This is a genomic window from Niveibacterium microcysteis (genome assembly GCF_017161445.1).
GTDB lineage: Bacteria > Pseudomonadota > Gammaproteobacteria > Burkholderiales > Rhodocyclaceae > Niveibacterium > Niveibacterium microcysteis.
On the sequence record NZ_CP071060.1, the window covers coordinates 738,236 to 757,607 of the forward strand.

At 63.7% G+C, this 19,372-nt stretch carries 25 protein-coding genes; 19 read left to right on the forward strand and 6 right to left on the reverse strand.

The genetic code is table 11. The features are described from left to right. Position 1 precedes the first annotated feature (1 nt). From rpmD to yacG, 16 genes are all read left to right on the forward strand, one after another. Entirely contained in the window at positions 2 to 184 is a 183-nt protein-coding gene (rpmD, locus tag JY500_RS03445) for a 50S ribosomal protein L30 (RefSeq protein ID WP_172205002.1), read from the forward strand. Continuing rightward, complete coding sequence (rplO, locus tag JY500_RS03450; protein ID WP_172205000.1) at positions 185 to 619, forward strand: 50S ribosomal protein L15; 435 nt, start codon at positions 185 to 187, stop codon at positions 617 to 619. It begins immediately after the preceding gene. 15 nt (positions 620 to 634) lie between these two features. Next, positions 635 to 1,969, forward strand: a complete 1,335-nt coding sequence (secY, locus tag JY500_RS03455; RefSeq protein WP_172204998.1) for a preprotein translocase subunit SecY — start codon at positions 635 to 637, stop codon at positions 1,967 to 1,969. 2 nt (positions 1,970 to 1,971) lie between these two features. Then, entirely contained in the window at positions 1,972 to 2,190 is a 219-nt protein-coding gene (gene infA / locus JY500_RS03460; RefSeq protein WP_172204996.1) for a translation initiation factor IF-1, read from the forward strand. Between the two features lie 22 nt (positions 2,191 to 2,212). After that, complete coding sequence (gene rpmJ, locus JY500_RS03465) at positions 2,213 to 2,326, forward strand: 50S ribosomal protein L36 (RefSeq protein ID WP_172204994.1); 114 nt, start codon at positions 2,213 to 2,215, stop codon at positions 2,324 to 2,326. A gap of 48 nt (positions 2,327 to 2,374) precedes the next feature. Beyond that, positions 2,375 to 2,737, forward strand: coding sequence for a 30S ribosomal protein S13 (rpsM, locus tag JY500_RS03470; RefSeq protein WP_172204991.1), 363 nt, complete (start codon positions 2,375 to 2,377; stop codon positions 2,735 to 2,737). Between the two features lie 14 nt (positions 2,738 to 2,751). Then, complete coding sequence (gene rpsK / locus JY500_RS03475; RefSeq protein ID WP_172204988.1) at positions 2,752 to 3,141, forward strand: 30S ribosomal protein S11; 390 nt, start codon at positions 2,752 to 2,754, stop codon at positions 3,139 to 3,141. A gap of 12 nt (positions 3,142 to 3,153) precedes the next feature. Beyond that, positions 3,154 to 3,783 (forward strand): 30S ribosomal protein S4, encoded by a 630-nt coding sequence (gene rpsD, locus JY500_RS03480; RefSeq protein WP_172204984.1) that lies wholly within the window; start codon positions 3,154 to 3,156, stop codon positions 3,781 to 3,783. Between the two features lie 45 nt (positions 3,784 to 3,828). Further along, entirely contained in the window at positions 3,829 to 4,812 is a 984-nt protein-coding gene (locus JY500_RS03485) for a DNA-directed RNA polymerase subunit alpha (protein WP_172204981.1), read from the forward strand. Between the two features lie 35 nt (positions 4,813 to 4,847). Further along, entirely contained in the window at positions 4,848 to 5,240 is a 393-nt protein-coding gene (gene rplQ, locus JY500_RS03490) for a 50S ribosomal protein L17 (protein ID WP_172204978.1), read from the forward strand. A gap of 298 nt (positions 5,241 to 5,538) precedes the next feature. Then, positions 5,539 to 6,999 carry an NAD(P)-binding protein gene (locus tag JY500_RS03495; protein ID WP_206255066.1) on the forward strand — a complete coding sequence of 487 codons (1,461 nt, stop codon included), beginning with the start codon at positions 5,539 to 5,541 and terminating at the stop codon, positions 6,997 to 6,999. Positions 7,000 to 7,039: 40 nt separating this feature from the next. Continuing rightward, positions 7,040 to 7,783, forward strand: a complete 744-nt coding sequence (locus JY500_RS03500; protein ID WP_206255067.1) for an SPOR domain-containing protein — start codon at positions 7,040 to 7,042, stop codon at positions 7,781 to 7,783. A gap of 5 nt (positions 7,784 to 7,788) precedes the next feature. Further along, on the forward strand, positions 7,789 to 8,418 hold the full coding sequence (gene coaE, locus JY500_RS03505) for a dephospho-CoA kinase (protein ID WP_374604553.1): 630 nt from the start codon (positions 7,789 to 7,791) through the stop codon (positions 8,416 to 8,418). 79 nt (positions 8,419 to 8,497) lie between these two features. Next, positions 8,498 to 9,253, forward strand: a complete 756-nt coding sequence (gene zapD, locus JY500_RS03510) for a cell division protein ZapD (protein ID WP_172204969.1) — start codon at positions 8,498 to 8,500, stop codon at positions 9,251 to 9,253. Between the two features lie 146 nt (positions 9,254 to 9,399). After that, positions 9,400 to 10,815 carry an NADP-dependent phosphogluconate dehydrogenase gene (gene gndA / locus JY500_RS03515; protein ID WP_206255068.1) on the forward strand — a complete coding sequence of 472 codons (1,416 nt, stop codon included), beginning with the start codon at positions 9,400 to 9,402 and terminating at the stop codon, positions 10,813 to 10,815. Further along, on the forward strand, positions 10,812 to 11,015 hold the full coding sequence (gene yacG, locus JY500_RS03520) for a DNA gyrase inhibitor YacG (RefSeq protein WP_183636488.1): 204 nt from the start codon (positions 10,812 to 10,814) through the stop codon (positions 11,013 to 11,015). Before gndA ends, yacG begins: the two co-directional genes overlap by 4 nt. 12 nt (positions 11,016 to 11,027) lie before the next feature. Here yacG and JY500_RS03525 read toward each other — a convergent pair whose 3' ends face one another. Genes JY500_RS03525 through JY500_RS03550 form a run of 6 tightly spaced genes read right to left on the reverse strand, consistent with a single transcriptional unit; the run spans position 11,028 to position 14,679 of the window. After that, positions 11,028 to 11,843 carry an SDR family oxidoreductase gene (locus JY500_RS03525; protein WP_206255069.1) on the reverse strand — a complete coding sequence of 272 codons (816 nt, stop codon included), beginning with the start codon at positions 11,841 to 11,843 and terminating at the stop codon, positions 11,028 to 11,030. Beyond that, positions 11,840 to 12,787, reverse strand: coding sequence for a Nudix family hydrolase (locus JY500_RS03530; protein WP_206255070.1), 948 nt, complete (start codon positions 12,785 to 12,787; stop codon positions 11,840 to 11,842). The genes JY500_RS03525 and JY500_RS03530 overlap by 4 nt, the downstream gene beginning before the upstream one ends. Beyond that, complete coding sequence (locus tag JY500_RS03535; RefSeq protein ID WP_172204955.1) at positions 12,771 to 13,193, reverse strand: DUF6691 family protein; 423 nt, start codon at positions 13,191 to 13,193, stop codon at positions 12,771 to 12,773. The genes JY500_RS03530 and JY500_RS03535 overlap by 17 nt, the downstream gene beginning before the upstream one ends. Continuing rightward, positions 13,190 to 13,660 (reverse strand): YeeE/YedE family protein, encoded by a 471-nt coding sequence (locus JY500_RS03540; protein WP_246479777.1) that lies wholly within the window; start codon positions 13,658 to 13,660, stop codon positions 13,190 to 13,192. The genes JY500_RS03535 and JY500_RS03540 overlap by 4 nt, the downstream gene beginning before the upstream one ends. After that, the gene (locus tag JY500_RS03545) at positions 13,653 to 14,555 is read right to left on the reverse strand and encodes an ATP-binding protein (RefSeq protein WP_206255072.1); all 903 of its coding nucleotides are present in this window, start codon (positions 14,553 to 14,555) and stop codon (positions 13,653 to 13,655) included. Before JY500_RS03545 ends, JY500_RS03540 begins: the two co-directional genes overlap by 8 nt. Beyond that, positions 14,542 to 14,679: a hypothetical protein gene (locus JY500_RS03550; RefSeq protein ID WP_206255073.1), complete on the reverse strand. Its 138-nt coding sequence runs from the start codon at positions 14,677 to 14,679 to the stop codon at positions 14,542 to 14,544. The genes JY500_RS03545 and JY500_RS03550 overlap by 14 nt, the downstream gene beginning before the upstream one ends. An 80-nt stretch (positions 14,680 to 14,759) precedes the next feature. On the opposite strand from JY500_RS03550, the gene mltA reads away from it, so the two are divergent. The 3 genes from mltA to JY500_RS03565 all read left to right on the forward strand — a co-directional run bounded on the left by mltA (position 14,760) and on the right by JY500_RS03565 (position 18,971). Continuing rightward, positions 14,760 to 15,983 (forward strand): murein transglycosylase A, encoded by a 1,224-nt coding sequence (gene mltA / locus JY500_RS03555; RefSeq protein WP_206255074.1) that lies wholly within the window; start codon positions 14,760 to 14,762, stop codon positions 15,981 to 15,983. A 180-nt stretch (positions 15,984 to 16,163) separates the two neighbouring features. Further along, complete coding sequence (locus tag JY500_RS03560; RefSeq protein WP_206255075.1) at positions 16,164 to 17,366, forward strand: ammonium transporter; 1,203 nt, start codon at positions 16,164 to 16,166, stop codon at positions 17,364 to 17,366. Positions 17,367 to 17,579: 213 nt separating this feature from the next. Then, positions 17,580 to 18,971: an amino acid permease gene (locus tag JY500_RS03565; protein WP_206255076.1), complete on the forward strand. Its 1,392-nt coding sequence runs from the start codon at positions 17,580 to 17,582 to the stop codon at positions 18,969 to 18,971. The last annotated feature ends 401 nt before the right edge of the window (positions 18,972 to 19,372 follow it).

A 19,372-nucleotide genomic window follows, 5' to 3' on the forward strand; every position in this document is an offset into this window, starting at 1 on the left:
CATGGCTGACAAGACGATTCGTGTCACGCTCGTGAAGAGCCTGATCGGCACCAAGCAAGACCACCGCGCCACCGTGCGTGGCCTTGGTCTGCGCCGTATCAATTCCACGGTTCAACTTGAGGACACGCCGGCGGTGCGCGGCATGGTTCGCAAAGTTGCGTACCTGGTGAAGTGCGAGGGCTAAATGGAACTGAATAACCTTAAGCCGGGCGCTGGTTCCAAGCATGCTAAGAAGCGTGTCGGGCGCGGCATTGGTAGTGGTTTGGGCAAGACCTGCGGTCGCGGCCACAAGGGGCAGAAGTCCCGTGCTGGCGGCTTCCACAAGGTTGGCTTCGAAGGCGGTCAAATGCCTTTGCAGCGTCGCCTGCCGAAGCGTGGCTTCAATTCGCTGACTGCGGCTCGCAACGCTGAAGTCCGCCTTTCCGAGATCAACAAGCTGGAAGCGGCTGAAATCGATCTGCTGGTGCTGAAGAGCGCCGGCCTGATCGCTGGCGACGCGCTGTCCGCGAAGGTGATTCTGTCGGGTGAAATCGGTCGCAAGGTCGTTCTGCGTGGCGTTGGTGCCACCAAGGGCGCGAAGGCTGCGATCGAGGCTGCCGGCGGCAGCGTGGCCGAGTAAAGCCAGGACGCAATGGTGGCGAATCCTTCGGCAACACTCGGCAAGACCGGCAAGTTCGGCGATCTGAAGCGGCGGCTTTGGTTCCTGCTGGGTGCGTTGATCGTTTATCGGATCGGCGCGCATATCCCAGTTCCTGGAATCGACCCCGTCAGACTCGCCGAGCTGTTTCAGTCGCAGAAGGGCGGAATCCTGGGCGTGTTCAACCTGTTCTCAGGTGGCGCGCTGTCTCGCTTTACGATCTTCGCGCTGGGGATCATGCCGTACATTTCGGCATCGATCATCATGCAGCTGCTTTCCGTTGCGTCGCCGCAGCTTGAGCAGTTGAAGAAAGAAGGCGAGTCCGGGCGTCGCAAGATCACGCAGTACACCCGCTACGGCACTGTTGCGCTGGCGCTGTTTCAGGCGTTCGGCATTTCGGTGGCGCTTGAAGCGCAAGCGGGCTTGGTGCTGGATCCGGGTTTGACGTTCCGTTTCGTGACGATTACGACGTTGGTGACCGGCACGATGTTCCTGATGTGGCTGGGTGAGCAGATCACTGAGCGTGGTCTGGGCAACGGGATCTCGTTGATCATCTTTGCGGGTATCGCAGCGGGACTGCCGAATTCGGTTGGTGGCCTGTTCGAACTGGTACGGACCGGGGCAATGCATCCCGTTTCGGCGCTGTTCATCTGCGCGCTCGTTGCGGTGGTGACGGCGGTGGTCGTGTTCGTTGAGCGCGGCCAGCGCAAGATCCTGGTGAACTACGCGAAGCGTCAAGTCGGCAACCGTGTTTACGGCGGTCAGAGTTCGCACCTGCCGTTGAAGTTGAACATGGCTGGCGTGATTCCGCCGATCTTTGCTTCGTCGATCATTCTCTTTCCGGCAACGCTGGGGCAGTGGTTCGGCGGTGCGAGCGAGTCGCCGGTGGCGCGTTTCGTCAAGGACCTTGCCGCTACGCTGTCACCGGGGCAGCCGGTCTACGTGCTGCTGTACGCATCGGCGATCGTGTTCTTCTGCTTCTTCTATACGGCGCTCGTCTTCAATTCGAAGGAGACGGCCGACAATCTGAAGAAGAGTGGCGCGTTCGTTCCGGGGATTCGTCCGGGTGAACAGACGGCTCGGTATATCGACAAGATTCTGACGCGGCTCACGCTGGCTGGCGCTGTGTATATCACGGTCGTTTGCCTGATTCCTGAGTTCCTGATTCTGAATTGGCACGTGCCGTTCTACTTCGGTGGAACATCGCTGCTGATTATCGTGGTCGTCACGATGGACTTCATGTCCCAGGTTCAGGCCTACATCATGTCGCACCAATACGAGAGCCTTCTCAAGAAGGCGAACTTCAAGGGTGCAGGGCTGCCGACCAAGTAGGGATGAGCAAGGAAGACGTCATTGAGATGTTGGGCGAGGTCGTCGAGACCTTGCCGAACGCGACGTTCAAGGTAAAGCTCGAAAACGGGCACGTCGTGTTGGGCCATATCTCCGGAAAGATGCGGATGCATTACATCCGTATCCTTCCCGGCGACAGGGTCACAGTACAACTTACGCCCTACGATCTGACCAAAGGTCGCATCGTCTTCCGGGCCAAATAGTTTTGGAAATTAGGAGCGAAACATGAGAGTTCAGGCTTCGGTCAAGCCGATTTGTCGGAAGTGCAAGGTCATCCGTCGCAAAGGTGTGGTGCGTGTGATCTGCGAAGATCCGCGTCACAAGCAGCGCCAGGGCTGATGCCCCGCGCTTTCGGTACAACACGTTTAGCGTATTTGGGGTAACAGCATGGCCCGTATCGCTGGGGTTAACATCCCGAACCACAAGCACTCGGAAATCGCACTCACGTCGATTTTCGGTATCGGTCGCACTCGCGCACAGAAGATCTGTGATGCCGCGGGCGTGGCGCGCACGACCAAGGTCAAGGATCTGACCGAAGCTGAGATGGATCGGCTTCGCGACGAGGTCGGCAAGTTCACCGTCGAAGGCGACCTGCGTCGCGAAGTGACGATGAACATCAAGCGTCTGATGGACTTGGGCTGCTATCGCGGCGTTCGTCATCGTCGCGGTCTGCCGCTCCGGGGTCAGCGCACCCGTACCAACGCCCGTACCCGCAAGGGTCCGCGCAAGCCGATCGCCGGCAAGAAATAATCAGGGGCTAAGTAATGGCTAAGACCGCTGCGAAGGTTCGCAAAAAAGTCAAAAAGAACGTGGCTGAGGGCATTGCCCACGTCCACGCGTCTTTCAACAACACGATCATCACGATCACCGACCGTCAGGGCAATGCCCTGTCGTGGGCGACCGCCGGTGGCGCAGGCTTCAAGGGCTCCCGCAAGAGCACCCCGTTTGCTGCGCAGGTTGCGGCTGACCAGGCCGGCAAGGTAGCGGTCGAGTGCGGGATCAAGAATCTTGAAGTCCGCATTACCGGCCCCGGCCCGGGTCGTGAGTCGTCGGTGCGCGCGCTCAATGCGCTCGGCATCAAGGTGACTTCGATCACCGATATCACGCCGATCCCGCATAACGGCTGCCGTCCGCCGAAAAAGCGTCGCATTTAAAGGAGTTCAAACGTGGCTCGCAATCTAGATGCCAAGTGTCGCCAGTGCCGCCGCGAAGGCGAGAAGCTCTTCCTGAAAGGGGAGAAGTGCTTCACCGATAAGTGCGCAATCGAGCGCCGCGCCTACGCGCCGGGTCAGCATGGTCAGAAGTCCGGTCAGCGTCTGTCCGGCTACGGCGTGCAACTGCGCGAAAAACAAAAAATCCGCCGGATCTACGGCGTGCTGGAACGTCAGTTCCGCCGCGTGTATTCCGAAGCAGATCGTCGCAAGGGTCAAACCGGCGAAAACCTGCTCCAGCTGCTGGAAGGCCGTCTGGATGCAGTGGCATACCGTATGGGTTTCGGCGCTTCGCGCGCTGAAGCTCGTCAGGTCGTGCGCCACAACGGCGTGCTGGTCAACGGCAAGCGCGTGAACATCCCGTCGTACTCGCTGCGTCCGGGTGATGTGGTTTCGCTGGCAGACAAGACCCGTGGTCACCTGCGTGTGAAGGCTGCCCTCGAGGCCGCCGAGCAACGCGGTTTCCCGGAGTGGCTTGAGGTCAACATCAAGGAAGGCAAGGGCACGTTCAAGGCCTATCCGCAGCGCGCGGAATTGTCGTCCTCGATCAATGAAGGCCTGGTCGTCGAACTGTACTCGCGTTAATGGCACGGCGCGCCCTCGGGCGCGCCCCCACACGAAGGATTGCCCATGCAAAGCAACACTCTTCTGAAGCCGCGCATCATCGACGTCCAAAACGTCTCCCCGGTGCATGCCGTGGTCGTGATGGAGCCGTTCGAGCGCGGGTTCGGTCATACCCTGGGCAACGCGCTGCGACGCATCCTGCTGTCGTCGTTGCCGGGTTATGCGCCGACGGAAGTGCAGATTGAGAACGTGCTTCACGAGTACTCCACGCTTGATGGTGTGCGGGAAGATGTCGTCGACATCCTCTTGAACCTCAAGGGTATTGTGTTCAAGTTGCACAATCGCACCGAGGCTTCGTTGAAGCTGTCCAAGAACGGCGAAGGCGTCGTGACCGCGCGTGATATCGAGACGACTCATGACGTCGAGATCATCAACCCGGATCATGTGATCGCTCACCTCGCCCCGGGCGGTAAGCTTGAGATGCACCTGAAGGTTGAGCAAGGCCGTGGTTACGTTCCGGGCAACATGCGCCCCGCTCACGCGGATGCGAAGGTGATCGGCCGCATCCTGCTGGATGCTTCGTTCAGCCCGGTGCGTCGCGTTAGCTACCAGGTTGAAGCGGCTCGCGTTGAACAGCGTACGGACCTCGACCGTCTGGTGATGGACATCGAGACGAACGGCGCGGTGGATCCGCAGGAAGCTGTCCGCTTTGCGGCCGGCGTGCTGCGTGACCAGCTTGAGGCCTTTACTGACCTCGGCCCGACCGTCACTGCGACCGAAGCACCGGTGCAGAAGACGACGGTTGACCCGCTGCTGCTGCGTCCGGTGGATGATCTTGAACTGACGGTGCGTTCTGCGAACTGCCTGAAGGCCGAGAACATCTACTACATCGGTGATCTGATCCAGCGCACGGAAACCGAGCTGCTTAAGACGCCGAACCTTGGCCGCAAGTCACTTAACGAGATCAAGGAAGTGCTCGCTTCGCGCGGCCTGACCCTTGGCATGAAGCTGGAAAACTGGCCGCCGGCCGGGCTCGAAAAGCTCGGTTGATCGCTGTCAGGCCAGACTGAAAGAGGAATACGAAAATGCGTCACCGTAACGGTCTTCGCAAGCTGAACCGCACCAGCGCCCACCGTCAGGCCCTGTTGCGCAACCTGTCGAACGCGCTGCTGCGTCACGAGGTTATCCAGACGACCCTGCCCAAGGCGAAGGAACTTCGCCGCGTGGTGGAGCCGATCATCACCCTGGGCAAGAAGCCGAGCCTGGCAAATCGCCGTCTCGCTTTTGACCGCCTGCGCGACCGCGAGATGGTCGTGAAGGTTTTTGATGACCTCGGTCCGCGCTTTGCAAACCGTAACGGTGGCTATCTTCGTATCCTGAAGTGTGGCTTCCGTGTCGGCGACAATGCGCCGCTGGCGCTGGTCGAACTGGTTGATCGTCCGGAAACGGCCGAAGTGGTGACCCCGTCGGAGGCTTGATCTCTGCGGTGTTGCTGCGCGAGTAGCAAGATGTAACGCGAAAGGCCGGAGAGTAATCTCCGGCCTTTCGTCGTTTCTGCGAGCGCTGTTCCCAGAAGCTCATGGTGATAACGGAGAGTCGATGGATAGACGTGCGCTGATTGGCGCCGCAGGGGCGCTCCCATTGCTCGCTTGCGCGCCCAAGCATCGGATTGCCGGGCTTCCGCCAGGGGACTGGCTTGGTGTCGATCCAGCGATTGGTCACAGGCTGCAAACGCCGGCCGGTGACGTACGATTCGACGCAACGGCTGACACCGCGGTGCTGATCGCCGGCGCGGGGATAGGGGGGCTTTCCGCTGCGTGGTGGTTTGCGCGAGCGGGCATTGACGACTTCATGGTCGCCGATTTGCAGAGTGCTCCGGGCGGCAATGCGCGCGGTGGGGGCAATTCGATTTCCCGCTATCCGCTTGGCGCGCACTATCTGCCGCTGCCCACCCGCGAGAGCGCTACGCTTCGGCGGCTATTGAGCGACCTAGGGGCGATCGAAGGAGCGCCGGATTCGGTGCGTCCACGATATGCGGAGAGGCTGCTTGTCGCGGCCCCTCAGGAGCGGCTCCTCCGCTTTGGGCACTGGCAGGAGGGCATCGTCCCCGAGGCGGGGCTGACCGCCGCGGAGCGGGGGCAGATGCAAGCGTTCTTTGAGCTGGTCGCGCGGTTCCGGCGGCGTAGCGCCGCTGGCAAGGCGTTCGCGCTACCAATGGCGGCCAGCAAGGTGGATGGCGACGCGCTCGCGCTGGACCACGTCAGTTTCGCGACGTGGCTGCGCGGCCAAGGGCTGAATTCCGCGCCGCTGCACTGGTACGTGGACTACGCTTGCCGCGATGACTTCGGTACCCCCGCTGCGATGGTATCCGCCTGGGCCGGCCTTCACTACTTTGCCGCCCGTGATGGTGAAGCGGAGGGGGCATCGAGCGACGTGGTGCTCACCGCACCTGAAGGCAATGGATGGATCCCCGAGGGGCTCGCCGCACGCATCGGCGGCGAGCGTCTGCAATGCAATGCCATAGTCCGGCGCGTGCGGGCGACGCGCAGCGGGTATGAGAGTTGGGTAGAGGACATTGCAAGCGGCCGGACCTGTCGTGTCCGGTCGAAAGCCATCGTTTGGGCGGGCCCTTTGTTCGTCGCTCCGCGCGTGATCGAGGGCTTGCCCGACAGTGCACGTGACTATGCGGCGCGCATCGACTACGCACCTTGGGTGATGGCGCAGTTGTCGTTACATAGTTCTCCACCCGAGCGTCCCGGCGCGCAGCGTGCTTGGGACAACGTGCTCTACGGCTCGCGTTCGCTCGGTTACGTGGTCGCCACGCATCAGCGCCTCTCGGCGGCCCAAGCGCCGACGGTGTGGACCTGGTATCACTCGCTGCAAGGGGCGCCCAGCAAGATTCTGCGGCGTGAGCTGTTGGCACAACCGCGGGAACATTGGGCGGCAATGGCTTTGAGCGAGCTCGCGCCGGCCTACCCCGATCTGGCCGACCATGTTTCGAGGATTGACTGCATCCGGCACGGCCACGCGATGGCGCGTCCCTTGCCTGGCTTTCTGGCGGATCCAGCGCGACACTGGTTTGCGCGCGGCCTGCCAACCTTGCAGTTTGCGCATGCGGATGTCAGCGGTTTCTCGGTTTGTGAGGAGGCCCATGCGCGCGGCGTGTCGGCGGCGGAGCGCATTGCTGCCGCCTTGAGCGGCCGCAAGCCGGACCCCCAAGTGATCTTCGATGTTTGATGAGGCCGACCCGGCGCCCTTCCTGCGATAATCGCGCACCATGAAAACGTTCTTCCTCTATCTGCTGCTTGGCGCGAATGCCTTGCTTGCGCTGATGAACATGACGGGCTTCTCGGCTGCCCCGGGCGGAGAGCCGGATCGCCTGTCGAGTCAGTTGCACCCGGAGAAGCTCAAGATCATTGGCCATGGCGACGACGCGCCAGCGCCTGAGCAGGCTGCGGCGGACCCAGCGCCGGTGGCGTCGGAGTCGGCCCCGGTGGTGGCGAGCAGCGAGACGGCACCCGCGGCTGAATCCGCACCGGTCGAGGCGCCTGCGACCAAACCCTTGGCGCTAGCGTGTGTCAGCTGGGGTGGGTTGACCAAGGCCCAGGCCGACGCAATTGCGTTGCGTGCGAAAGGGCTCAAGTTCACTGCCAAGGAACAGACCGTGAACGGCACGAGTTCGTGGTGGGTACACCTGCCACCGCAAACGGATCGGGCCGGCGCGGAGAAGAAGGCCGAGGAGTTGCGCACGCTCGGCGTAAACGACTACTTCATCGTCAAGGATCCGGGCGCCAATCAGAACGCGATCTCGCTCGGCCTCTACAAGAGTGAGGAGTCGGCGAACCGCGCCCTTGAGGCCCTCAAGACCAAAGGGGTACGCAGTGCCCGTATCGAGGCTCGCGATACCAGCAGCATCAAACTGGAAGTGACCGGTCCGGCTGACCAGCTCGCCAGTTTTTCGAGCGACACCTCGTCGCGTGTGCCCAGTGCACCGCGTGCGAACTGCCCGCTCGGACGCTGATTGACGTGACGACACGCCCCCTTGTGGTCGGTCTGACCGGCGGCATCGGTAGCGGGAAGAGTGCCGCAGCGGAGCGCTTCGCGGCATTGGGGGCGGCGATTGTCGATACCGACCAGATCGCCCACCAGCTCACGGCAGCTGGCGGTGATGCGATTCCCGCATTGCAGCAGGCGTTTGGCCCACAAATCATCGGGGCGGATGGTGCCCTTGATCGCGCCGCGATGCGTGCGCTGGCGTTCGGTGAACCGTCTGCGCGACAGCGCCTGGAGGGCATCCTGCATCCGATGATTCGCGCACGCAGCGACGCGGCTGTGGCTGCGGCGCAGGCTGCGCCGTACGTCGTGCTGGTCGTGCCGCTGCTGGTGGAATCTGGGGGCTATCGCTCGCGTTGCGACCGGATTGCGGTGGTTGACGTACCTGAGGCGCTGCAACTGGAACGCGTCATGCGGCGAAGCGGGCTCGCCCGCGAACAAGTCGAAGCGATCATGGCTGCGCAGGCTTCGCGAGCCCAACGGCGCGCAATTGCAGACGATCTGATCGACAACAGCGGTGACATTGCTGCGCTGCAGCGTCAAGTCGATGAGCTCGATCGCCGTTATCGTGCTGAAACCTCAATGCCGGCGCGGCTTTCGTGACAAATTCCCTGCTATGATTTAAAGCACTTTCTCAAGTTTCGCGTTTTACACAACGACAAACGGACGCCGGAATCGCGCAGTGATCACCTACGAATATCCGCTGAACGAGCGCATTCGCACACTGCTGCGGCTTGAGGACCTGTTCGACAAGGCATTGCACTTCACGCTGTCGGATGGGGCGTACGAACATCACACCGCGCTGGTGAGCGTCTTCGAGATTCTCGATGTCGCCAGCCGCGCCGACCTGAAGGTCGATCTGGTGCAGGAGTTGGAACGCCAGCGCCAGATTCTGGTGTCCTTCCGGCACAACCCAGACATCTCCGAAGAAGCGCTCTCCGGCGCGCTCTACGAGATCGAGCAGGCCAGTGCCGCGCTGTTGGCCATGGCCGGCAAGATCGGCCAGTACCTGCGCGAGAACGAATGGTTGATGAACATTCGCAGCCGCGCGGCGATTCCCGGCGGCGTGTGCGAGTTCGACCTTCCCTCGTACCACTATTGGCTGCACCGCAGTACCGAAGCCCGCCAGGCGGATTTGCGGGGTTGGATCGGGCCGATGACGCCGATCCGCGAAGGCCTTGCGATCGTGCTGCGCCTGCTACGCGCCAGTGGCCGGCCGGACAACCTGGTCGCGCACCGCGGCCAGTTCCAGATGATGATGGGCGGGCGCAGCGCGCAAATGCTGCGGATCCGTCTCGCGCAGGACGAGTCTTTCGTACCGGAAATCAGCGCCAACAAGTACGCGCTGAATGTGCGCTTCGTCGGCGCCGCCAGCGTGGCCCGCACGCGGCAAGCCGAATCTGATGTCGAATTCGAACTGACCTTCTGCAATCTCTGATCGCGCAGCCGGAACCTCCGGCCCGCCGCATCGCTCGAATCCCTTAAACTCGCGCGTTCGAAAAGAGCCGGCATCGCTGCGGACCCGCAGCGCAACCGAGCCTGGTCGGGCCTCGCCCGTTCCGTCCCCTGACTGGAGTAATGATCATGACGAAGCCACAGATCGGCGTCATCGGCATGGCCGTGATGGGCCGCAACCTTGCGCTCAATATCGAAAGCCGTGGTTACACCGTGGCGCTCTACAACCGCTCTTTCGACAAGACCGAAGAGGTGGTGCGTGAGAACCCGGGGCGCAAGCTGGTGCCGACGCAGTCGCTGGAGGCATTCGTCGCTGCGCTGGAAACCCCGCGCCGCATCCTGATCATGGTGAAAGCGGGCGACGCGACCGATGCCACGATTGCCGCGCTGCGCCCGCTGTTGGCGCCCGGCGACATCCTGATGGACGGCGGCAACACGCTGTTTACCGACACGATCCGGCGCAACCGTGAGCTGGCGACGACCGGCATCAACTTCATCGGCATGGGCGTCTCCGGTGGCGAGGAGGGCGCGCTGAAGGGGCCGTCGATCATGCCCGGCGGGCAGCGCGATGCGTATGAGCTGGCGGCGCCGATCCTGCGCGAGATCGCCGCACGTGCGCCCGACGGTGAGCCCTGCGTGACCTACATCGGCCCAGACGGCGCCGGCCACTACGTGAAGATGGTGCACAACGGTATCGAGTACGGCGACATGCAGCTGATCGCGGAGGCCTACGCGCTGCTGAAGGGCGTCGCCGGCTTGTCGAACGACGAACTGGCTGACACGTTTGCCGACTGGAATACGGGCGAGCTGGACAGTTTCCTGATCGAGATTACCGCCCAGGTCTTCCGCAAGCGGGATGCCGAGACCGGCGGCTATCTGGTCGATGCGATCCTCGACAAGGCAGGCCAGAAAGGCACCGGCAAGTGGACCTCGCAGTCCGCACTGGATCTGGGTGTGGCCCTGCCCTTGATCACCGAGTCAGTGTTCGCGCGCTGCATTTCCGCCTTGAAGGATCAGCGGGTGGCTGCGAGTGCGGTGCTGGCTGGCCCTGCCGCGGCACCGTTCGAGGGCGATCGCGCGGCCTTCGTCGAGGCGGTTCGCCGCGCGTTGTACCTGTCGAAGATCATCTCCTACGCGCAGGGCTTCGCGCAGTTGCGTGCTGCGTCGGATGAGCACGGCTGGGATCTGCAATACGGCGAGATTGCGAAGATCTTCCGCGCCGGCTGCATCATCCGTGCGCGTTTCCTGCAGCGCATCACCGATGCCTACCAGGCGAATCCGGCGGTGGCGAACCTGCTGCTGGACCCGTACTTCGCCGGCATCGCAGCGGACTACCAGGCCGCCTTGCGCGAGGTGGTGTGCCATGCGGTGCGGGCCGGCGTGCCGGTGCCGACCTTCGCATCGGCGGTGGCGTATTTCGACAGCTACCGTTCGGCGCGCCTGCCGGCCAACCTGATTCAGGCGCAGCGCGACTTCTTTGGTGCCCACACTTACGAGCGCACGGACCGCGCCGGCATCTTCCATTCTGATTGGCAACACGCATGAGCAACCCGACCCCGCGCACCGTCAAGTGCCCCACCTGCAGCCAGCCCGTCGTGTGGGCGCCCGAGAGCCGTTGGCGCCCGTTCTGCTCGGAACGCTGCAAACTGATCGACCTTGGCGCGTGGGCGGACGAGGCTTATCGCGTACCCGGGCAGGAACCGCTGGCGGACGATCTGCCGCCGGGCGCTGACCCGCGCAACTAAAGCGTCGCAGCCTTAGCGGGCTGCGACGCTCTTTGCGAGCTTGCGTCGGGCGAGCGCGTCGACCAGATCCGGCAGCAGCAGCCTGAGCCAGCGGCCGAATTTGCCCTGGCCGGTCATCACGCATTCGCGGCTGCGCCGTGTCATCGCGCGCAGGATCAGGTTGGCGCAGGTCTCCACCGGCATCGCGCGGCCCTCGTCCAACCCGCTCTTGCCGGCGGGTTTGCCGTCGGCGCCGTAGCCACGGTAGCGGATCTCGGTCGCCACCACGCCCGGGTAGGCGATCGTGACACCGACGCCCTGCGCCGCCACTTCGATCCGCAGGGCCTCAAGGAAACCGGTCATCGCGAACTTGCTCGCGCAGTAGGCTGTGCGCCCCGGCACGCCGAAGAGCCCGGCGAGGCTCGACACGCCAACGACCTGCCCATGCCGCGCGAGGATATGCGGCAGCGCATGGCGCACGCACCACAGCGTGCCGAAGTGGTTCACGCGCATCATGTCCTCGTACCAGCCGAAGTCGCTGACCTCGCGGAACATCGCGTGGCCGGATACGCCCGCGTTGGCCACCAGCACGTCGATGCCGCCGAAGCGCTCGACGGCCTTGCGTGCCAGCGCCGCGCAATCGGCTTCGATCCCCACGTCGGTCGGCACGCATAGCACCAGCGCGCCGAGCGCGCTGCACTGTTTGCCGACCGTGGCGAGCTTGTCGGCGTTGCGTGCTGCGAGCACGAGTTTGGGCCGCTGCGACGCGAGCTGGCGTGCGAGTTCCGCGCCGATGCCGTCGGACGCTCCGGTGATCACCACCACCTTGTCGGTGTAGCGCGGCTTCATGGGGCGCTGCGGTGCCAGACGCTGCGGATCGCCGCGATGCCGTGAGCACCGTAGCCACGCGCGGCATCCATATCGGTCGCGATCAGACCGCCGATTGCAAACACAGGCATCGGCAGATCGCGCGTCAGCATGTGGAAGGCGCCCCAACCAATGCCGCTTGCGCCCGGGTGTGTCGCCGTAGGCAGCACCGGGCCGAGCAGGGCGTAGTCGAGTTCGAGGCGGGCGGCTGCTTCGAGGTCGGCGCGCGTGTGGCACGAGGCGCCGACCCAGTCGAAAGCCGGCCGCTCGGAAAGCTCGGGGAGTTGCGCCGCACGCAGATGCAGCCCGTCGGCGCCAACTGCCGCAGCCAGGGCGGCGTCGCCGTTCACCACTGCTAGGGCGCCGTGTGCATGGCAGCGCGCCACGCTCTCACGCGCAAGCTGTTCGCGCGCTTCCGGCGCGAGGGTCACGTCGCGGATCTGCACCAGTCGCAAGCCGGCAGCGAGCGCGGCATCCAGCGCGGCGAGCTGGGCGTCGATACCGATCTCCGCGGCGTGGGTAACGCCCATCGTGCGCGGCAGGCGCAGCGATTTGAGGATCGGTCCATTCGCCGGCAGCATCGGCGACACGCTGAGGGCATCGGCTTGTTGCCATTCGAGCGCCGAGTGCACATGGTCGTTCGGTGTGCCGGACCACTCCGCAACCTCGAAGAAATGCAGCCGCACATGCGCGTGCTCGTACAGGTGTTCGCGCGTGATCCACGGATTTGCGCGCTTGACCGTGATGCCAAGTTCCTCTTCCAGTTCACGCACCAAGGCGGCGTGGGCGGATTCGCCCGGTTCGACCTTGCCGCCCGGGAATTCCCAGTAACCGGCATAGAAGGTGTCCGGCGCGCGCTGACCGAGCAGGAAACTGCCATCAGGCCGCGTGATCACGGCGGCGGCCACTTCAACGCGTTTGCGCATCGCTACTCCCGAAGAAACGCGCCTGCAGCCAGGCGCCGATGAAGATGCCTGCGAGTGCCCACAGCAGATCGAGGTTGCCGAGCCCGAGCCCGGCAATCGCCGGGCCGGGACACACGCCGCAGAGGCCCCACCCAGCGCCGAAGATCGCAGCGCCGATCACGGTGCGGCGCGAGAATGGCGTCTGCCGCTTTTCAAAGAAGGCGCCGGCGAGCGGGCGGGCCAGCAGGCGAGGGCCGATCTGATAGGCGAGCAGGGCGACGATGACCGCGCCGCCGAGCACCAGCAGCAAACCAAGATCCTGAAAGCGCAGGAAGGCGAGCACCACCTCAGGCTGCGTCATGGTCGCGAGTGAGAGACCAAATCCGAAGACCACCCCGCAGAGGAGTGCGATGACCAGCCGGCTCATGGCAGCACCCCGAAGTGCGCGGCCAGTTGGGCGACGACGATTGCGGTGCTCAGGAAGGTGACTACGGCAACGAGCGAGGGCCAGCGCAGCGACGCGAGTCCGCAGATGCCATGGCCAGCGGTGCAGCCATCGCTGAGGCGCGCACCAAAGCCGATCAACAGGCCGCCGGCAAGCATGAGCCAGGGCGGTACGCGGGTGCTGGCGCCGAAATGCCCGAGGCTCGCAGCGAACAGCACGCCGCCGAGGACCAGGCCGGCCGCGTAGGCGAGGCGCCAGTTGCGGCTCTCCAGCAGCTTGGCCTGGTGCAGCGCGGGTAGGCGCGATACCCAGGAGAGGCTGGCGCTGAAGAAGGTCGACAGCCCGCCGACGAGGCCCGCGAGCAGATAGAGCGCGCCAATCGCAGTACCGATCAGCAGCCCGCCGGCGAGGTAATGCCAGGGGCCATTCGGGAACAGGGTCTCAATCATCGGATGCTGCATGGTGGGTTGAAGAAGTGCCGGGCGTGGCGCGGCCCGCCACATCGCGTGCGAACTGCCAGGCAACCCGCCCGCTGCGCGAGCCGCGCATCAGCGCCCACTGCAGCGCTTCGGTGCGCGTTGCCTCGCTGGCGATCTGTGCGTCGGCCACGCCGAAGACGCGCAGCCAGTGGTACACCACCGACAGGTACTCGTTCTGGCCGAACGGGTAGAACGAGATCCACAGGCCGAAGCGTTCCGACAAGGAGATCTTCTCCTCGACCGCCTCGCCCGGGTGCAGCTCGTCGCCCACCTTGTGCGTCTGCAGGTTCTCGGCGAAGTACTCCGGCATCAGATGACGGCGGTTGCTGGTGGCGTAGATCAGCAGGTTGTCCGGCGGTGCGGAGAGGCTGCCATCGAGCACGCTTTTCAGCGCCTTGTAGCCGGGCTCGGAGTCCTCGAAGGACAGGTCGTCGCAGAAGACGATGAAGCGCTCGCGTCGTCCCGCCACGAGATCGACGATTTCGGGCAGATGCAGCAGATCGCTCTTGTCGACTTCGATCAGGCGCAGGCCGCTCGCTGCGTACTCGGCCAGCATCGCCTTGACCAGCGAGCTCTTGCCGGTGCCACGCGCACCCGTGAGCAGCACATTGTTGGCGCGGCCACCGCGCACGAACTGGCGGGTGTTGGCGTCACAACGCGCCTTCTGGTCTTCGATGTCCTGCAGATCGGCCAGCCGGATGCGGTGTGGGTGATGCACCGGCTCAAGCCAGCCGCGTCCGTTGCGGCTGCGCCAGCGATGCGCCGGCGCACTCCAGTCGGGGGGGGGCGCATTCGGCGGCAGCACCGATTCGAGTCGGTCGATCAGCGCCTCGGCGCGCGCGATCAGGTGTTCAAGGGTGGCCATCGCGGTGCGTCTCTCCGGGGTTCTTGTTTTCGATGCGCGCGGGGTCCTTCTTCGGCCAGGTGGCCCACACGATGATCAGCAGCAGTGCGAGCGCGACGCCCGCCTCAAGAAATATGACCCACATGCCACATGGCCCCGCGCGTGAGAGAAAGGGGGCGACGGTTATACTGGCCCGCGCCACGAACTCACAAGTTTAGCCGAACGATGCTTCGCACCCGCCCCGCCTTGCATACCGCTGTTCCCGTGTTGCTTGCCCTGCTGTCCGCGTGTGCAACGGTGCCGGAGACTGCGCCTACCGCCGCCGAATGCCCGGCCTGCCCGGTTTGCCCGACCGTGCCGGAGAAGCCGCCCGAGAAGCCCAAGGCCGATCCGCTGCAGCCGGCAAGCTGGAGCGACCTGCCGGGCTGGGGCGCCGACGATGTGTCGCAAGCCTGGGTTGCGATGCTTTCCTCATGCCGGGCCATGAAGGCGCCCGCCTGGCAGGCCAGTTGCCAGGCGGCCCGCGAGTTGGGCGAGAAACCCAGCGCCGCTGCGGTGCGCGCCTTTGCCGAGCGCGAATGGCAGCCGTGGCGGGTGGTGAACCCGGATGGATCGAACGAGGGTTTGATCACCGGCTACTACGAGCCGCTGATCCGCGGCAGCCGCACCCGATCCAAGTCGTACGACACGCCCGTCTATGCGGTGCCGGACGACTTGCTGATCATCGATATGGGCGAGCTCTATCCAGAGTTGAAGAACATGCGGCTGCGCGGTCGGCTGGAGGGCCGCAAGGTGGTGCCCTACTACTCGCGAGCGCAAATCGAGGCCCGCCCGGACAAGTTGGGCGACAAGGTTCTGCTGTGGGCTGCCGACCCGATCGATTTCTTCTTCCTGCAGGTGCAGGGCTCCGGCCAGGTGCAGCTCGCGGATGGCAGCCGTGTTCGCATTGCCTATGCCGACCAGAATGGCCATCCGTATCAGTCGATCGGCCGCTGGTTGATCGACAAGGGGGAGTTGAAGCTCGAGCAGGCGGGCATGGAGGGCATCCGCAGCTGGGCGCGTACGAACCCCGGTCGCCTCACTGAAATGCTCAATGCGAACCCGAGTTTTGTTTTCTTCCGCGAACAGCCGGCGAACGGCGATGGCCCGAACGGTTCGCAAGGTGTGCCGCTGACGGCGGGGCGATCGATTGCGGTGGATACGCGCAGCGTGCCGCTTGGCGCGCCGGTGTTTCTTGCAACGACTGCGCCGGGCACAGACAAACCGATGCAACGACTGGTGGTGGCGCAGGACACCGGGGGGGCGATCAAAGGCGGCGTGCGTGCGGATTTCTACTGGGGGTTTGGCGCTGAGGCCGGCGCGCAGGCCGGCAAGATGCGCAGCCGTGGCCAAATGTGGGTGCTATGGCCGAAGGGGCAGACCCCTCCTGGGGCGAAGTCAGGCACCTGACTCGTGCGCAGGAGCGATGTAATGCACGACGACGGTGCAGTTTTGTCGCTCATGCACCGCGTCAATGCGTGACGAGCATGCTCCAGTCAGCGAAATCAGCATAAGTTGTTGATTTTATAGAAAACGCCAAATTGGTGCGGTTGTTGCTTGTTGGTGCGCCATCTCGTTATGGAGCCCCTCATGGAGCAACTCAAGACATCCAGCGACGTTCTATTCGTTCTGCTGGGCGCCATCATGGTGCTGGCGATGCACGCCGGCTTCGCGTTTCTGGAACTCGGCACGGTGCGCAAGAAGAACCAGGTCAACGCCCTGGTCAAGATCCTCACCGACTTCGCCGTATCCACGATCGCGTATTTCTTCATTGGCTACGGCGTCGCCTACGGCATTCACTTCTTCACTGGCGCGGAGACGTTCGTCCAGCGCGGCGGTTACGACCTGGTGAAGTTCTTCTTCCTGCTGACTTTCGCTGCGGCGATTCCGGCGATCGTGTCGGGCGGCATCGCTGAACGTGCGCGCTTCCTGCCTCAGCTGGGCGCGACGTTCCTGATCGTCAGCTTCGTTTATCCGTTCTTCGAAGGGATCATGTGGAACGGCAACTTCGGCGTGCAGAAATGGTTCGAAGCGGGCTTTGGCGTGCAGTTCCATGACTTCGCCGGCAGTGTGGTGGTGCACGCGGTGGGTGGCTGGATTGGCCTGGCGGCAGTGCTGATGCTCGGCGCTCGCCGCGGTCGCTACAACAAGGATGGCGCTGTTGCCGCGCACCCGCCTTCGAATATTCCGTTCCTCGCCCTCGGCGCCTGGATTCTGGTGGTCGGATGGTTCGGCTTCAACGTCATGAGCGCGCAGACGATGGACAAGATCTCCGGTCTGGTCGCGGTGAACTCGCTGATGGCGATGGTTGGCGGCACGCTTGCAGCATTGGCTGCCGGCCGCAACGACCCGGGCTTCGTTCACAACGGTCCGCTTGCCGGTCTGGTGGCGGTCTGTGCAGGGTCTGACCTGATGCATCCGATCGGTGCCCTGTTCGTGGGTGCAATTGCGGGCGGGCTGTTTGTGTGGATGTTCACGCTGACGCAAAACCGCTGGAAGATCGACGATGTGCTGGGCGTGTGGCCGCTGCATGGCCTCTGCGGCGCTTGGGGCGGTGTTGCGGCTGGCATCTTCGGCAGCAAGGCGTTTGGCGGCCTGGGCGGTGTCAGCCTGCCGGTTCAAGTGTTCGGCACGCTGGGCGGTATCGTTGTCGCGCTGGTGGGTGGGGCGGCGGTGTATGGCTTGCTCAAGCTGGTCGTTGGAATTCGCCTTGATGCCGAGGAGGAATTCAACGGCGCCGACTTGTCGATCCACAAGATCTCGGCGACGGCTGAGCGCGAAACCCTCTGGTAATGGCGCGCGGCCCTGAGGCGCGAAGGACGTTTGCGCCTCCGGCGCTGGCAAAGAGACCCACGGCTTGCCGTGGGTTTTTTTATGTCAGCGCGCCGCGCGGGGCGATGGCGGTGGCGCCGTTTTACGCAGCGAGCACGGCGTGGATCAAACGCCAAAGCGGTGTTGTGTGAGATATGAGAACGTTGCACTTTCTCCATCACGACCAGAAAACGAATGGATCACCATCCGCTCCATGAAGGCGAGCTCAAGCGTGGCTTGAAGAATCGCCACATCCAGCTTATCGCGCTCGGCGGCGCGATCGGCACCGGCCTCTTTCTTGGGTCTGCCGGCGTCATGAAATCCGCCGGCCCGTCGATGCTGCTGGGCTATGCCATCGGCGGCTTCATTGCCTTCCTGATCATGCGCCAGCTTGGCGAGATGATCGTTGAGGAGCCCGTTGCCGGCTCCTTCAGCCACTTTGCGTACAAATACTGGGGCGATCTGCCGGGCTTCATGTCGGGCTGGAACTACTGGGTGCTGTACATCCTGGTCGGCATGTCCGAGCTGACGGCAGTGGGCAAGTACGTGCAGTACTGGTGGCCCTGGATTCCGATGTGGGCCACCGCGGCCGCGTTCTTCGTGATCATCAACCTGGTGAACCTCGCCAGCGTGAAGGCCTACGGCGAGACCGAGTTCTGGTTCGCGCTCATCAAGGTGGTGGCGGTGATCGGCATGATCGTGCTGGGCGGCTATCTGCTGCTCTCCGGCCATGCGGGCCCGGATGCCACGGTTCGCAACCTGTGGGAGCGCGGTGGCTTCTTCCCGAACGGCTGGTCCGGATTGGCGATCATGCTGCCGATCATCATGTTCTCGTTCGGCGGGCTGGAACTCGTTGGCATCACGGCTGCGGAAGCGAGCGACCCGGGCAAGACGATCCCGAAGGCGATCAATCAGGTGATCTATCGCATCCTGATCTTCTACATCGGCGCGCTGGCGGTACTCCTGTCGCTGACACCCTGGGATACGCTGGTCGCGACCCTGGCCCAACACGCCGAGGCGGGTGACGAGTATGGCGGCAGCCCGTTCGTGATGGTGTTCTCGATGCTGGGCAGCGATGTGGCCGCCAACATCCTCAACTTCGTCGTACTGACCGCCGCGCTGTCTGTGTACAACAGCTGCGTATACTGCAACAGCCGCATGCTCTACGGCTTGGCGGATCAGGGCAATGCGCCGCGCGCACTGATGAAGGTGGATGATCGCGGCGTGCCGATGCTCGCGATCGGGCTGTCGGCGCTGGTGACGGGCCTGTGCGTGGTGGTGAACTACGTGATTCCGGCCAAAGCGCTGGAGATGCTGATGGCGCTGGTGGTTGCCGCGCTGGTCATCAATTGGGCGATGATCTCGCTGGCGCATTTGAAGTTCCGCGCAGCCAAACTGAGCGAGGGCGTAACACCCGCCTTCAAGGCGCTCTGGCATCCGTTCGGCAACTACCTCTGCCTCGCCTTCATGGTGGCGATCCTGGTCGGGATGTACATGATCCCGCCGCTGCGTGCGTCGGTGCTGGCGATCCCGTGCTGGCTCGCGCTGCTCTGGGCCTGCTACCACGTCAAGATGCGGCGCCGCTGACGCGGCGGGCGAATCGAAGGGGCGCTGAGGCGCCCCTTTTTTCCTCCTTGCGAACCCTCGTCATTTTCCCTGCTTGACCCACATTGGGGCGTTCGGCGGCCCAAACCGGGGTCGCGTGTGTGCGGATGCACCGGAGCGGGGCCAGTTGATTACCGTCAGAGGTTGGATGCACCGCGAGGCATAGGCTTGCACCATCTTCTACCGTGGGCATATGCCCTCAAGGCGGTCTATCATGCCGTTCGGCGCTGCAGCTTTCTTCTATCGTGAGATGGTTCATCGGGTCGATGAACGCTCGCCCTCCGATCACGCGCTCTCGCAGCCTGCGCTGCACCATGGCGTACCGGAACGAGACCGCGGTCGCGATGACGAACTGATTGCCGCTGTCGAGCGTGATCGAGCAG